Annotated in this window: 16 protein-coding genes; 2 read left to right on the forward strand and 14 right to left on the reverse strand. The window is 60.3% G+C overall.

Going from position 1 to position 13,409, the window contains the following annotated elements; genetic code table 11:
- Positions 1–6 precede the first annotated feature (6 nt).
- Positions 7–294 carry a FeoA family protein gene (locus D7X94_RS03875; RefSeq protein WP_120426386.1) on the reverse strand — a complete coding sequence of 96 codons (288 nt, stop codon included), beginning with the start codon at positions 292–294 and terminating at the stop codon, positions 7–9.
- A 109-nt stretch (positions 295–403) separates the two neighbouring features.
- On the opposite strand from D7X94_RS03875, the gene D7X94_RS03880 reads away from it, so the two are divergent.
- The gene (locus D7X94_RS03880) at positions 404–829 is read left to right on the forward strand and encodes a metal-dependent transcriptional regulator (RefSeq protein WP_120426387.1); all 426 of its coding nucleotides are present in this window, start codon (positions 404–406) and stop codon (positions 827–829) included.
- A gap of 155 nt (positions 830–984) precedes the next feature.
- Here the strand turns inward: D7X94_RS03880 and D7X94_RS03885 are convergent, their stop codons facing one another.
- The 6 genes from D7X94_RS03885 to D7X94_RS03910 all read right to left on the reverse strand — a co-directional run bounded on the left by D7X94_RS03885 (position 985) and on the right by D7X94_RS03910 (position 5,654).
- Entirely contained in the window at positions 985–2,139 is a 1,155-nt protein-coding gene (locus tag D7X94_RS03885) for a D-alanyl-D-alanine carboxypeptidase family protein (protein WP_120426388.1), read from the reverse strand.
- 117 nt (positions 2,140–2,256) lie between these two features.
- The gene (gene ytfJ, locus D7X94_RS03890; RefSeq protein WP_158590885.1) at positions 2,257–2,739 is read right to left on the reverse strand and encodes a GerW family sporulation protein; all 483 of its coding nucleotides are present in this window, start codon (positions 2,737–2,739) and stop codon (positions 2,257–2,259) included.
- 133 nt (positions 2,740–2,872) lie between these two features.
- A complete protein-coding gene (locus tag D7X94_RS03895; RefSeq protein ID WP_120426390.1) occupies positions 2,873–3,526 on the reverse strand; it encodes a hypothetical protein in 654 nt (217 codons plus the stop codon).
- Positions 3,527–3,553: 27 nt separating this feature from the next.
- Entirely contained in the window at positions 3,554–4,138 is a 585-nt protein-coding gene (gene scpB, locus D7X94_RS03900) for an SMC-Scp complex subunit ScpB (protein WP_120426391.1), read from the reverse strand.
- Complete coding sequence (locus D7X94_RS03905) at positions 4,135–4,890, reverse strand: segregation and condensation protein A (RefSeq protein WP_120426392.1); 756 nt, start codon at positions 4,888–4,890, stop codon at positions 4,135–4,137. The genes scpB and D7X94_RS03905 overlap by 4 nt, the downstream gene beginning before the upstream one ends.
- Positions 4,890–5,654, reverse strand: coding sequence for a site-2 protease family protein (locus D7X94_RS03910; RefSeq protein WP_243111141.1), 765 nt, complete (start codon positions 5,652–5,654; stop codon positions 4,890–4,892). The genes D7X94_RS03905 and D7X94_RS03910 overlap by 1 nt, the downstream gene beginning before the upstream one ends.
- Positions 5,655–5,790: 136 nt before the next feature.
- Between D7X94_RS03910 and rpmB the strand changes: the two genes are divergently transcribed.
- On the forward strand, positions 5,791–5,979 hold the full coding sequence (gene rpmB, locus D7X94_RS03915; RefSeq protein ID WP_120426393.1) for a 50S ribosomal protein L28: 189 nt from the start codon (positions 5,791–5,793) through the stop codon (positions 5,977–5,979).
- Between the two features lie 52 nt (positions 5,980–6,031).
- Here rpmB and D7X94_RS03920 read toward each other — a convergent pair whose 3' ends face one another.
- From D7X94_RS03920 to D7X94_RS03950, 7 genes are all read right to left on the reverse strand, one after another.
- Positions 6,032–6,865 (reverse strand): mechanosensitive ion channel family protein, encoded by an 834-nt coding sequence (locus tag D7X94_RS03920; RefSeq protein WP_120426394.1) that lies wholly within the window; start codon positions 6,863–6,865, stop codon positions 6,032–6,034.
- A gap of 56 nt (positions 6,866–6,921) precedes the next feature.
- A complete protein-coding gene (locus D7X94_RS03925) occupies positions 6,922–7,467 on the reverse strand; it encodes a GNAT family N-acetyltransferase (protein WP_120426395.1) in 546 nt (181 codons plus the stop codon).
- Entirely contained in the window at positions 7,464–8,066 is a 603-nt protein-coding gene (locus D7X94_RS03930) for a hypothetical protein (protein ID WP_120426396.1), read from the reverse strand. Before D7X94_RS03930 ends, D7X94_RS03925 begins: the two co-directional genes overlap by 4 nt.
- Positions 8,067–8,409: 343 nt before the next feature.
- A complete protein-coding gene (locus D7X94_RS03935) occupies positions 8,410–11,874 on the reverse strand; it encodes an FtsX-like permease family protein (RefSeq protein ID WP_120426397.1) in 3,465 nt (1,154 codons plus the stop codon).
- A gap of 16 nt (positions 11,875–11,890) precedes the next feature.
- Positions 11,891–12,592, reverse strand: coding sequence for an ABC transporter ATP-binding protein (locus D7X94_RS03940; protein WP_120426398.1), 702 nt, complete (start codon positions 12,590–12,592; stop codon positions 11,891–11,893).
- Between the two features lie 294 nt (positions 12,593–12,886).
- Positions 12,887–13,192, reverse strand: coding sequence for a hypothetical protein (locus D7X94_RS03945; protein WP_120426399.1), 306 nt, complete (start codon positions 13,190–13,192; stop codon positions 12,887–12,889).
- Entirely contained in the window at positions 13,189–13,407 is a 219-nt protein-coding gene (locus D7X94_RS03950; RefSeq protein WP_120426400.1) for an Arc family DNA-binding protein, read from the reverse strand. Before D7X94_RS03950 ends, D7X94_RS03945 begins: the two co-directional genes overlap by 4 nt.
- Positions 13,408–13,409: the final 2 nt, after the last annotated feature.

A 13,409-nucleotide genomic window follows, 5' to 3' on the forward strand; every position in this document is an offset into this window, starting at 1 on the left:
CACCGCCTATTCAGCCGCCGGAAGGGGAGAGACGGGAGACGCCAAAACTCCGGCGGCATAGGCCGGCCCAATGACGATCGTACTGGCGTCGCACTGGCGCAGGGCAATGACCGCCCCCCGGATCAGATAGGCGCAGGGATCCCCCAGGGGACCGGCCCCCAGACATTCTACTGCGGTGCCCTCAATAAGGCCCAGATCCTGGAACCTCCGGCGCATAGACCCCTGCGCTTTCAAGACGGCGACTTTGGCGGCCTGGCCCTGGCGCAGGCTGGACAGCGTTGCTTCGTGGAACATATATTCATCAACTCCAGAATACGATGTAAAGTTAGGAGAAAGAAAGTTTCTTTCTTCTCTCTACTATATTCCGGTTGTCCGGACTTGTGACAGGGAGGAATCGTTCCACATGGGGACAGAGGGGTTTTACACGCTGAAAGGATACAATCTGATTGAGCACGGCCTGCTTACCTCCTCGATGGAGGACTATTTGGAGATGATTTACCGGATGCAGAAGGATTCGGAAGGGGTGGTGCGGGTATCCACCCTGGCCCAGGCCCTGCATGTGAAACCGCCGTCGGCCTCCAAGATGGCCGGAAATCTCCGGGCTCGGGAGCTGATCCAATTTCCCCGGTATGGATACATCACTTTAACAGAAACCGGGCGGCAGGTGGGAGAGTATCTTTTGCGCCGCCACGAAATCGTCCACAGGCTGTTATGCGCGGTAAACGGCACCCAGGACGAGCTGGAGCAGTGCGAAAAAATTGAACATTTTCTCACGCCCCGCACCGTAATGAATATTGAGAAGTTTCTGGAAAAAGTTCTGGAGGGATAGTCTTGTGGGAAATAGCGGAACCGGGCCTCGCTCTTTTCATTCCATGCGTTATAGTAAACGCACGTGAAAATCGGTATATACCGATTTTCACGCTGGGCGGCACAGCAGCTGTTGCGCCGTCTGGTTCAAAAGACGCATACCTCTTTTGAACTGCGTTAACTATATTGTGCGCCAAACCACCCCCGCACCGTCTGCCAAAGGCCTTCCCAGAAGCCGGGTTCTTCCGGCAAAAGGGCCTCCACCCCTTCCGCCGCCAGGATGGGCACGCTGTAAATCTCCTGCCCCCCTGCCAGATACTGCACCCTGCCCACCTTCTCGCCCTTTTCCACCGGCGCGTACAGGAATTTGGGCAGCAGCACCCGCCGGACGACACCTTCGGCCTCTTCCACCGGCACAGTGGGGGTTACGCCCTCCCCCGCCCGCAGGGGAACCTCCTCTCCCCCCGCCACGGCAAGAGAGCCCGGAATCTCCCCTCCGTCCAGCGACAGGGTTTTCACCGTCTGAAAACCGTAATCCAGCAGAGCCATGTGGTCGTTCCAGTCGTCCGGGGCGTTGAGGGTGACCGCGATCAGGGTGGTGCCCTCCCGTCGGGCGGCGGAAACCAGACAGCGCCCCGCCTTTTTGGTAAATCCGGTTTTCACGCCAACACAGCCCTCATAGATCCGCAGCAACTTGTTATGGTTGGAATAGGTGACCTTCTGGGCGGGTTCCAGGAACTCCACCTGGAGGCTGGCGCTGCCGGCAATCCGGGCAAACTCGGGATTTTCCAGAGCCTCCCGGGCCAAAATGGCCATGTCGTAGGCAGTGGAGTAGTGTTCCTCGTCGTCCAGGCCGGAGGGGGTGACGAAATGGGTATCCTTCATGCCGATCTCCCCCGCCCGGGCGTTCATCATGTCCCCAAAGGCCTCCTGGCTTCCGGCCAGATACAGGGCGGCGGAGTTGGCCGCGTCGTTGCCGGAGGCCAGAAGCATCCCCGCCGTCAAGTTTGAGAGGGTCAGCCGGTTTCCCTCCTGCAGGCCCATGGAAGAGCCCTCCACCCGCACCATCTCCCCGGTAATCTCCAACGCCGGATCGCCGGAACGGGCAGCCTCCTCCAGGGTGAGCAGGGCCGTCATAATTTTAGTGGTGCTGGCCATGGCCAGCTGCTCGTGGGCATTCTTCTCAAAGACCACGGCCCCGTCCCCGGCGGAAATCAGCACCGCGCTCTGGGCGGACACCCCGGGGGCCTGGGCCTGGGCCCCTGGGCAAAAGGCCCCCAAAATCCAGGCCGCAAGAGCCCCCCAGGCCGCTATTCGTATGGACTTTTTCAAAAAACAAGTCACCCGCCTCTCTTAGAGCGTGTTCATACAGGGTGAACACGCTCTAAGAATATGCGGACAGGCGGCAGGATATGCGAAGGGGCGGCTCCCCGGGGAAACGCCCTTTTCTCAGGATTTCCCCTCCGCTTTTGCGATGCTTGCGGCTGCTGCGGCCTCCGCCGCTTCCGCCGCAGTCGGGGACTTTTCTCCTTCCGCTCCTTCGCTCTCCTCCTGCGCGTCTTTGCCCCGGCGGAACAAGGAGTTGAGCATGTCCACAATTTCCGGGATCTTTTCCAAGGCACGGTCCACCGGGCTGAAATAGGGCTCAATCTGGATCACCCGGGTAACACCGTTATGAATGGACAAAAAGGCGACGGGAGCCACCGTGATCCCCGCCCCGCTGCCCCCGGCGAAGAGCCCCCCGGCGGGCTGGGCCTTGGAGGGCAGGTCCGAGCCCCCGGCGGCAAAGCCGTAGTTCACCCGGGAAATGGGGATCACGGTGGTGCCGTCCGGCGTGGAGACAGGGTCCCCTACCACCGTGTTCACATCCACCATCTGCTTAATCTTTTCCATGCTGACGCCCAGCAGTTCGTTTACCTTGTTTTCGCTCATTTTGTCCATTCCTTTCGTGTGTTTCGGTTTTGGCGCGATATTTTTATGATTGCTATACTTCTAAGTGACGGGGGCCTTTGGGACGCGACAGCCCGGCAAGCAGGCCCCAAATCCGGCCAGCGTCCCAAAGTTCTTAGAGAATTCGTTTCAGCGGGCGCAGGCTCTTAAAGAACAGCTTCAGTCCTTCCCAGAGGATCACCACCGGGCGGATGGAGAGCCTGGCGGAAAAATCCACCTGGGGCTCCCCTGCGCTGTAGTCCAGGTCCACCGTGACGCCCTTTTTTTTGCAGGGCAACAGGCCAAACAGCGCCCCACAGGCGGAATAGACGCCCCCGGAAACCTGCCCGTACAGGACGGCGGCCTGGGCGGCGTCCCCAGAGCCGCCCAGACAGAGGTACAGATCGAACTCCTTGAGCCGCAGCCCCCGGAGAATCCCCGCCGAGGCTCCGCCCGCCAGTCGGACCAGCTCCCCCAAAGCCTCCAGAAATCCGGACAACCCTTCCCGCTTCAGGGCCTTCTTCATCCGCTCTCCCACGCTGGATTTCTTCTCCTGCCCCTCCCGCGGCTGTTCCGCTTCCGGTTCAGGCTCATCCTTCTCCGGCTCTTCCCGGCCGGGCAGCAGGGGAATCCGCAGAAACAGAACCCGCAGCTCCAGGGAAAACTCCCCGCGAAAGGCCAGCGAGGCCTGCACCGGGAACAGGGAAACCACCAGCAGGAGCGCCAAAAGGGCCAGAACCAAGGCCATCAGCCCACCTAAAACGCCCCCCAATACATACAGGACAATCATTGGCTTCTCCCCTTTCCCGGCTTTCCGCTATCCGTATAGGCTCAGCTTGGTCTGGTCTCCTTCCTCTTCCTCGCCATCCTCCTCTTCCTCCTGACCGCTCTCTCCAGGAGGTGGGGGCAGCTGATCGATGGAGGAGAGCTGAAAGCACCGGAGAAAATTTTCTGTGGTGCCGTAAAGCAGGGGCCGGCCGGGCAGCTCCAGGCGCCCACGCTCCTCCAGAAGCCCCTTCTGCACCAGACTGCCCACCACGCCGGAGCAGTCCACCCCCCGCACCTGCTCTACAAAAGCCTTGGTCACCGGCTGGTTATAGGCCACCACCGCCAGCACCTCCATGGCCGCCTGGGAGAGAGGCGTGTTGCGCTTCAGGTCCAGGGCGGCCCGCACCGGCTCGATATAGGCCGGATTGGTGCAGAACTGGGCCGAATCCCCCAGCAACAGCAGGTGCACGCCGCTTTCCGGGGTATTATATTTTTCCTGGAGCCGAGCCACCGCCGTTTCCACCGCGTAGACACGCACCCCCAACACCTGGGCGATTCTGTCCAGCGCCACCGGCTCCCCGCCGGCGAACAGAATCGCCTCTGCCTTCCCTATCAGCTGTTCTTCCGTATTCATATGCCATCCTCTGCTTGTATACTTTTGGGCGCGTCCTCTTCTCTGGTCTTGTCTCTCGGGAGAAGCCGCACCCGGCAGCCGCCTCCTTCGCCCTCTACCCGAATCCGCCGGCTTTTCACCAGCTCCAGCACCGCCAGAAACACGGCGATCCGGGCGGAGCGGTCTGTCTTTTCCCGAAACAGCGCCTGATAGGCCATCGTTCCCTGCTTCCACAGCCTGCGCAGCACGTACACCGTCTGGCTGGCCACGGACACAATCCGGGCCGATACCAGCGCCGAAAAGCTCTCGGGCTTGGGGGGCAGCAGACTCTTCCCCTTGCCCCAAGCAGCCCGTAGGGCCTGTCCCAGCTCCCGGGGGTCATGGATCCGCTTATAGATATAGTCTGCGGGGAGTTCCTCCGCCGGACGCGTCACCGTGTCAAAGGCGGCCCGTTCCCGCAAAGCTTCCGCAGCCTGCTTGCACTGTTGATATTCCAGCAGCAGCCCCGTCAGCTCCAGACGGGGGTCCTCGTCTTCCTCCTGCCTGGGCAGAAGGGAAAGGGTTTTGATGTACACCAGCCGGGCAGCCATCTCTAAAAACTCGCTGGCTATGTCCAGGTCCGCCTCCCGCATGAGCTGGATCTGCTCCATGTACTGCTCCAGAAGCTCCGCGATGGGGATGTCGTAGATGTCGATCTTGTTCTTTGCCACCAGGGCCAGGAGCATGTCCAGGGGACCCTCAAAGACCTCCAGCTTATATTGCAGCTTGTCCATTACAACAGGCCAAACAGCCGGAAAGGCAGGGCGGCGATCCAGGAGATTCCCCGGGTGAGCACGTTCTCGATGGCGTAGAGAGGACCGGAGAAGGCCCCGGAGATCATCAGCACGAACAGCACCATCACAAACAGGTTCTGGTAGCGGTAATAGGCGGCCAGGGCCCGGTCGCTGAGGAACGCGCCCAGAATGCGGGAGCCGTCCAGGGGCGGAATGGGCAGCAGATTGAAGGCCGCCAGGGTCACATTGACAGTGACATAGTAGCTGAAGACCTTGATTATGAAGCTGGTGACGCCGTTATAGGGCGCCAGGGTGAGCATGGCAAAAAGCAGCACCGCGCCCACCAGGGCCGCCAGCAGGTTGGAGACAGGCCCTGCCAGGGCCACAATGGCCATATCCCGCTTGGGCTTGCGGAAATACCGGGGGTTCACCGGCACCGGCTTCGCCCAGCCAAAGCCGAAGAGGAACAGCCACACCGTGCCCACCGGGTCCACGCTGGCAAGGGGGTTCAGAGTCAGCCGGCGCTCCAGCCTGGCCGTGGGGTCCCCCAGCTTATTGGCAACCCAGCCGTGGGCGAACTCGTGCAGGGGCAGGATGCACAAAATCACAAACACAATGGCCAGCACCTGGGCGCTGACCGCCGCGATATCCACCGGCTGTCCCGCCAGGATGGTTCTGATTACGCTGAAAAACATGGTATCCCTCACAATCTTTCTGGAAAAGGGCTGGTTGGAGGATCCCACCCAAATCCCTTTTCGGTTCACAATCTCGTTATCCTATGGATTATACCCTATTTTTGGGAAAAAGACAATTCCTTTCAAAAAAAACTTGCAATTTAGCCCCTCATCTGCTATAATTCATCTTGTTGACTTGAGAACTGCCTACCAAGGAGGTGCAGATATGGCAAAATGTGAATTCTGCGGCAAGGGCGTAGCTTTTGGATGTAAGGTTTCCCACTCGATGCGGCATTCCAACCGTGCCTGGAAGCCCAATATCCGTCGGGTAAAGGCGATTGTTGACGGAACCCCCAAGCGCGTATACGCTTGCACCCGCTGCCTGCGGTCCGGCAAAGTGACCCGGGCTGTGTAAGCAAACATCATAATGGAACAAGTTAGGGCTTTCCGGCTTCTCCGGACAGGCCCTATTTGTTTTGTTCTTTTTCCCCTTTGAGGTGTACATCCAGCTGAGGATAGGGAATCTCCACGCCCTCCCGGTCAAAGGTCAGCTTCACCGCCTCCTGCATGGAGAAATACAGGTTCCAGTATTCCTCCTGACGGCACCAGAGTTTCATCGCCAGGGTGACAGAGCTGTCTTTCATCTCCCCAACAGCCACCAGGGGCGGGGGATCGTTCAGCACCCGGCCGTCTTTCTCGGCCAGCTCCCAGAGGATTTCCTTGGCCTTTTTCAGATCCGCCCGGTAGGACACGGCATAGCTCAAGTCCAGGCGGCGGGTGCCGTTGCTGGAAAAATTCACCACCACGTCCCCGGTGATCTTAGAATTGGGCACGATCACCTCTTTGTTGTCGAAGGTAGCCAGAATGGTATAGAGGATCTCGATGCGCTTCACGCTGCCCTCATAGCCTCCGAAGGACAGGTAGTCCCCTTGCTTGAAGGGTTTGGTGAAGATGATCTGGACCCCGCTGACAAAGTTGGAGAGGCTTCCCTGCAGGGCAAAGCTGGCGGTGAGACCCGCCGCGCCCAGGGCCGCCACCAGAGACGTGATATTGATTTGCAGCTGAGCGATAGCGCTTACCGAGGCCATCAGAATCACCAGGGACCTGACAATGGAGCCCAGAAACCCCGCCACCAGGGAATCGGTGCGGCCTTTTTCCACAGCCCGCCGGGTGAGCCTTCCGGCCAGCTTCGCCAGCCACCAGCCGCCCAGAAAAATCAAACCCGCCAAAAGCAGGTTCCCTCCAAAATCCAGCAGCCATTTGAGCAGCTGACCTGCCATGTCCTGCACGCTCTTTTCCACAGTTCTTCCCTCCTCCGGTCCGCAGCGGGCCTGTTCTTCTTGTAATCTATGCTTTATCAAAATTTCCCGGAAGTGCAGCCCAATGCCAACCGGTATATGTCCGCCGCAGCTCCCTCGTGAAGAAAGCTACGCTCGTACACGCCGCCGTTGGCCTGGATTATCCGGACAGAGGGCAGGTTGCCCCGCTCCACAGAGATGTGCAGCTCCGGAAGCCCGGCCCGCCGGGCCTCCTCCAACACCAGACCCAGCATCCGCCGCCCATAGCCACTCCGCCGCCGGCTGGGCCGCACGCTGTAGCCGCAGTTGCCCAGGTCCCGGAGAAACTCGTTCAGCTCATGACGCAGGTCGATGATTCCCACGATTTCCCCCGCGCCGTCTGTGGCGAAGAAGGTGTCCGTCAGCACCCAATTGGGGTTGACGGTCTCCGGGCTGGCGTTGCGAGTCACAGAATCCAGCCAGTCCTCGTAGCGCTCCGTCTTGTCCAGCAGCCCGCTGCCGGAGATGATCTCTTCTCCCTGGTCGAAAAACTCCCGTCGGAAAGCCAGGGCCTTCTCCCTGTGCTCCGGGCCGGGACGCGCCAGCCGGATTTCCGCCGCGTTCATAAAAATTCCTCCTTTTTCTCCTTCAACCGGGCGAGAATTCCCTGGAAAACCTGTTCCCGCTCCCGGGCCGTCTCATAGACAGGCAGGCCGTGGGCTTCACATTGGCCCCGGATCAGACGGCTCTGCTCCACCAGATATTCGCAGCCCTCCATGCGTTCCTCGTCCGAGAGGTCATAGGTGTAGTCCTCGGGGGTGTCGAATTTTTTCTGGATGGCAAACCGCTCCTCCGGGGTCACGTCTCCAGTGAGGAGATAGAGGATCCGGCAGGTGGAGGAGAGCCCGCAGCGGACGTAGTCCTCGGGCAGCAGTTGGTACATGTCGATGACCATGGGCCCGTTTTTGTGATCGTACTCCTCCTCGCTGGTCATGGCCCGGAGAAAGGGGGCAATTTTTCCGCTGATGATCCGCAAGATTTCCAGGGAGGATTTTCCCTTGTTGACACTTATACCGGTGTCCACGCCGGTTTCGGGAAAGCACTGCTCGAAGCCCGCGATCACCGCGTCCATACACACGTGCTGCCAGCCGAATTCTTTTGCAATCCTGCGGGAGAGGGTGCTCTTGCCGGACCGGGGCACTCCGGCCACAATCAGATGCTTCATAGGGACACCTCTTTCTATTGCTATTGGAAAATTTTTTGGACGATTGTTATGGGGTCTCGCCTGCCGGCTCGGTCGGTTCGCGGCGTGTCTGCCACCGGCAGACGCTCACCCTCCGGCGGCTGAGGGCTTTGCCCCCCGTCCCCCACCACCTTTGAAAAGGTGGACGAAACTTTTACTCTGGTTAGTTGTGTGCGGTAAAGCCAGACACATTGCGCGGTCCAAGACTTGGCGAAGCCAAGTCTCAGGCGTCTAGGCCCCTGGCGTGGTGTGGAGCAGAGCTCCACGACCTTGCCGGAGGGCACGTGTGCCCTCCGGCCATAACATACATCAAAAACATTTCCCACTATTCCGGGGCCTTCATGCTCTCCACCATGCTGATGGCGGTGAGCTTGCGGTACATCACCAGATTTACCAGCACGCTGAAAACCACCGTGAGTAGGGCGGCCCAGATGTAGCTGGGGGCGTAGATGGCCCGGCCGAACATGATCATATCCACCTCCGCCGTGCGGATGACGAACTGGTGCAGCACCACCCCCAGCAGCAGGCCCACCCCCGTGCCGATCACCGTGAGGGCGGCGGTTTCCCGGTAGACATAGGCGGCCACCTCACCGTTGTAGAAACCCAGGACCTTGATGGTTGCCAGCTCCTTCATCCGTTCGGTAATATTGATGTTGGTGAGATTGTATACCACCACAAAGGCCAGGGCCCCGGCGGAGACGATCAGCACCACCACAATATAGTTGATGCTCTGAATGCTGTTGTGGAAGCTCTCCGAGAGCTCCACAGTGGAATTGGTCATGGCCACGTCCGTGCATTTCAACAGCTCCGTGGTCAGCTGGTCCTCACCTCCGGCAGGACCGTCCGGGGGAAACTGGCATAGGATGGAATTGTTTTCCGGAGGCTTGCCAAAGGCCTCCTCATAAGCCCCGGCGGAGATGTAGAGGTAGTGGTACACGTAGTTTTCGCAGATATCCGTGACGGTGAACTCCCCCCGGATCTCGTCCTGGTTCTTCACGGTGATCACGTCGCCCACGCTCAGGTGCTGGCGCTCCGCCAGCTTTTCCGTGACGATCACCGCGTCCTCCCCGTACTCCACTGGCTCACTGCCGGTCCTGTGGCGGAAGTGGAAGAACTCCGGCAGGCGGTCTGTCTCTGAGGGCACAAAGATGGTGATGTCGTCGGCGGGGTCGTCCCCCTTGGGCACCACGGCCCCGCTCTCCTGAAGGGCAGGAAGATACCCGGCGATCCGGCTCTCGTCTCCCAGGATCTCCTTTAAGGCGGAGCCCTCCAAAGCGCTTTCATGCTTGAGGCCCACAATGAGCTGGTAGGAGGAGAGCTGGCTATACTGGATGCCCACAATGTCGGAGACAGAATCCCGGATGCCGAAGCCGGTGACCAGCAGGGCAGTGCATCCGGCAATGCCGGTCACTGTCATAAAGAAGCGCTTTTTATAGCGGAACAGATTTCTGGCGGTGACTTTCTGGGTGAATTTCATCCGTCTCCACAGCGGGGAGATGGATTCCAGCAGGATGCGCTTGCCGGCCTTGGGAGCCTTGGGCAGCATCAACCGGGCGGGGACTTCCCGCAGAGCGCTCCAGCAGGCATTGAGGGTGGCGGCCAGAGTGCAGAGGGTGGCGGTGACCGCAGAAAACAGGGCCAGACTCCAGCTGAAGGGGGTGACGATCTCCGGCAAGTCATACATGATGTTGTAGGCGTTGATAATCACGGTGGGGAACAGCCACATGCCGATCAGAACCCCCGCCACGCAGCCCAGAAGGCTGGCCGCGGCGGCGTAGAACAGATATTTCCCCGCGATCTGCACGGGGGTGTAGCCCAGGGCCTTCATGGTGCCGATCTGCTGGCGCTCTTCCTCCACCATGCGGGCCATGGTGGTAAGAGCCACCAGCGCCGCCACCAGGAAGAAAAACACCGGGAACACCTGGGCGATGGCCGCGATCTTGTCCGCGTTGGAGGCGTAGCTGGAGAAGCCCGGATTATCCTCCCGGGAAAAAACATACCATTCCCCCTCCTGGATGTCGTCGATCTCCCGCTGGGCGTCCAGGAGCTTTTCCTCCGCCTCGGAGAGCTCCTCTTCGGCCTCGGCCTCCCCCTCCCGATAGTCCTGCCAGCCGTCCGCCAGCGCCTGCTTCGCGTCCTCCAGCTGCTTTGCGCCATCGTCGTATTCCGCCTGGCCGCTGGCCAGGTCCTTCTCCGCCTGGGCCAGCCGGGCCTCTGTGTCCGCCATGGTGGAGCGCAAGGTCTCCTGAGAACTGGTCAGCTGGGATTTCTGGGCATTCAGGGTGGACTGCTGGCCTTCCAGCTCTCCCAACTGGGCGTTCAGCTGGGCCTGACTCTGGTCCAGCTGGGCCTTGGACTTTTGGAGCTGGTCCAGCCCCTGCTGATACTGGGCCAGCCCGACCTCCAGCGCCTGCCGCGCCCCAGCGGAATCCGTGCCCTGAGCGGCCAGAGCCTCCAGCCCCTGCTTCAGGGGGGCGAACTGGGCGGCGGCCTCCGGGGCCAGCTGTTCCAGCTGGATGATGAGGCCCAAAGCCTCCTGGTCGGAGCCAGGGGCGGGAAGTCCCATCTGCTGGGCAACCCCGGCCAGCGCCGCCTTGCCCTGGTCGATGCCGTCCAACTGGGCCTGGGTCTGGTCCAGCTGGATTTTGGACTCCGCCAGCTGGGCGGACCCGGCCTCCCACTCCCGCCGCCCGGCGGTGATCTGCCCCTGAGCGGCGGCAATCTGCTCCCGCCCGGAGTCGATCTGGCTCTGGTAGCCGTTTACCTGGGCCCAGCCGTCGTCGATCTGCTTCTGGGCGGAGGCCGTCTCCGTCCGGTACTCCGCCCGGCCCTCCTCCAGCTCTTCTCTGCCGTCCTCCAGCTCCTGTTTGGCGTCCGCCAACTTGTCCTCATTTTCGGCGATCTCCGCCTCTCCGTCCAGGAGCTTTTTCTTTGCGTCGGCCAGCTCCTCCTCCGCCTGGGCCTTGGCGTCCTCGTATTCCTTTCGGGCGTCGGCCAGTTCCTCGTTGGCCTCGTCCACAATCTCCCGGTAGCGCACCCCCGCTCGGTCCTCGCCCAGCACTTCCAGCAGCTCTGCTGCGGACCCCGTCAAATCCTCATACTCCTGATAGAAGGCGTTCAAGTCCGCGCCGCCGGAGAGGGTGAGGTAGGCGGTGGTGTAGTAGTTCTGGTCAAAGCTCTCCGGCACGGTGCAGAGCTTCAGGCCCAGGGTGCCGGTGCCGGCGGTGGAGCGCTCCTGCTCCAGAGAAAGATACAGGGAGCTCTGGACAGTGCCCACCACGGTGAAGGTCTTTGGCAGGGCGTCGATCTTCTCTTCCGGGTCCACGGTGAGGGTCTGGCCGATCCAGTCCGTCTCCCCGGTAAAGCTCTTGGAGAGGATAACGGCGCATTCCCCGGGGGCCTCCGGCAGGCGGCCTTCCTGGAGGACAGGAGTGTTCAGCTGGGGGGAGCCCGCTTCCGGCAGGCTGTGCAGGCGGGTGGTGTAGGCGTCGCCCTCCTCTGAGAGCATCACCAGATCCATGTCATAGGCGGGCATAACCGCTTCCACGCCGGAAACCTCCGCGATTTTCTCCATATCGGCAGAGGTGAGCCCCAGGGTGGAGACCACCCGCAGGTCAAACATGCGGGCGCTGTCATAATAGCGGTCGGCGGAGACGCGCATGTCCAGGGGAGAGGCCAGCACGCCCGCCAAAAAGCCGGATCCCAGGGCTACAATGGCAAAGATGGCGAGAAATCGAGAGAGGGTGCCCCGCACGGTGCGCAGGATGTTTTTCCGGTAACTCCGATTCATAGATATGACCTCCTGCTTACCATTCGATATCCTCTACGGGGGTGGGGCAAGGATTCACTTGATTGGAGATGGCCTTGCCGCTTTTGATGCGGATCACCCGGTCGGCCATGGCGGTCAAGGCGCCGTTGTGAGTGATGACCAGCACGGTACGGCCGGTATTCCGGCAGGTATCCTGCAAGAGCCCCAGCACCGCCTTACCGGTGTTATAATCCAACGCGCCGGTGGGCTCGTCGCAGAGGAGAATTTTCGGGTTTTTGGCCAGTGCCCGGGCGATGGCCACCCGCTGCTGTTCGCCGCCGGAGAGCTGGGCGGGGAAATTCCGCAGCCGGTCCCCCAGGCCTACCTGCCGCAGGGTCTCGGCCGCGTCCAGGGGATGGGGGCAAATCTCGCTGGCCAGCTCCACGTTTTCCAGGGCGGTGAGGTTCTGCACCAGATTGTAGAACTGGAACACGAAGCCCACCTGCAGCCGCCGGTAGGCGGTGAGCTGCCGGGGGGAGTAGTCGCTGACTATGCCGCCGTCCAGGGTGATGCGGCCCTCGTCGCAGGTATCCATGCCCCCCAGCATGTTCAGCACGGTGGTTTTTCCCGCGCCGGAGGGGCCCACAATCACGCAGAACTCCCCTTTTTCCACATAGAAGCTGATGTGGTCCGCGGCGGCGATTTTTTGGTCGCCCATGGTATAAAACTTGCACACGTTTTCAAACTCAATAAAATGCATTTTTGAGCCCCCATCTGATTCGCGGTGTATTTTCGTAAAGTATACTTTTTGAGAGTAATACTGTGTGGCCTCCGCCGCAAGGGGCGCGGCTTCGGCGCTTAGGGGCGTTGCCCCTAAGAACCCCACCACTTTTGAAAAAGTGGACAAAACTTTTTCCCTGGTTAACTTTTGCGCACTCAGCTCACCAGCGTAAAAGTTTCGCCAGCCTTTTCAAAGGCTGCGGGGTTTTTTGGGGGGAACCCCTAAACCGCCGGAGGCCAAAACACACTCTCAAAAAGTATAGTTTCACACAGTTCAAAAAATGCCTTTATTATACTTAAACTGCGCGTACAGGATGAACCCGCCTCCAACCGCAATCCCCGCCAGAATCAGGCAGAAAAGCGCTTCCACCTGGAACAGCATCAAAAGCAAAGCCGTCAAAACAATGGATAGGCCAATAATCAGCGTGCCAAGCCCCATAGCCTTTCCATAGTAGGGCACGTCCTCCGGGGCGACTCTGCGCCGGTTGTACCGATGGACCGTGGCTGGATTGCCCCGCAAATTAGGGACGCTAACCAACGCGATGAGCAGTCCCATTGTCAGCAAGGGTAAATACTTCATTGGGGTTCCTCCTCATCCGGCGCCCAATCTGGCAGGGGCGCCGGCCCTTTTTTGTGTCCGCTCTTGCGTTTCCGGACACATTCCGTCAGCAGAAATTCAATCTGCCCGTTAATGGAGCGAAAATCGTCCTCCGCCCATTCCGCCAATTCTTTCCACAGGCTGGGGGAAATACGCAGCAGAATCTGCTTTTTTGACTTGTCACTTTTTTCCTCCATGG

This window comes from Acutalibacter sp. 1XD8-33 (assembly GCF_003612555.1).
In the GTDB taxonomy this organism is placed as follows: Bacteria; Bacillota; Clostridia; order Oscillospirales; family Acutalibacteraceae; genus Acutalibacter.

Bases quoted from the DNA above. Each gene is read 5' to 3' on its own strand.
- D7X94_RS03875 (WP_120426386.1), bottom strand. From the start codon at position 294: ATGTTCCACGAAGCAACGCTGTCCAGCCTGCGCCAGGGCCAGGCCGCC.
- D7X94_RS03880 (WP_120426387.1), top strand. From the start codon at position 404: ATGGGGACAGAGGGGTTTTACACGCTGAAAGGATACAATCTGATTGAG.
- ytfJ (WP_158590885.1), bottom strand. From the start codon at position 2,739: ATGAGCGAAAACAAGGTAAACGAACTGCTGGGCGTCAGCATGGAAAAG.
- D7X94_RS03895 (WP_120426390.1), bottom strand. From the start codon at position 3,526: ATGATTGTCCTGTATGTATTGGGGGGCGTTTTAGGTGGGCTGATGGCC.
- scpB (WP_120426391.1), bottom strand. From the start codon at position 4,138: ATGAATACGGAAGAACAGCTGATAGGGAAGGCAGAGGCGATTCTGTTC.
- D7X94_RS03905 (WP_120426392.1), bottom strand. From the start codon at position 4,890: ATGGACAAGCTGCAATATAAGCTGGAGGTCTTTGAGGGTCCCCTGGAC.
- rpmB (WP_120426393.1), top strand. From the start codon at position 5,791: ATGGCAAAATGTGAATTCTGCGGCAAGGGCGTAGCTTTTGGATGTAAG.
- D7X94_RS03925 (WP_120426395.1), bottom strand. From the start codon at position 7,467: ATGAACGCGGCGGAAATCCGGCTGGCGCGTCCCGGCCCGGAGCACAGG.
- D7X94_RS03930 (WP_120426396.1), bottom strand. From the start codon at position 8,066: ATGAAGCATCTGATTGTGGCCGGAGTGCCCCGGTCCGGCAAGAGCACC.
- D7X94_RS03935 (WP_120426397.1), bottom strand. From the start codon at position 11,874: ATGAATCGGAGTTACCGGAAAAACATCCTGCGCACCGTGCGGGGCACC.
- D7X94_RS03940 (WP_120426398.1), bottom strand. From the start codon at position 12,592: ATGCATTTTATTGAGTTTGAAAACGTGTGCAAGTTTTATACCATGGGC.
- D7X94_RS03945 (WP_120426399.1), bottom strand. From the start codon at position 13,192: ATGAAGTATTTACCCTTGCTGACAATGGGACTGCTCATCGCGTTGGTT.
- D7X94_RS03950 (WP_120426400.1), bottom strand. From the start codon at position 13,407: ATGGAGGAAAAAAGTGACAAGTCAAAAAAGCAGATTCTGCTGCGTATT.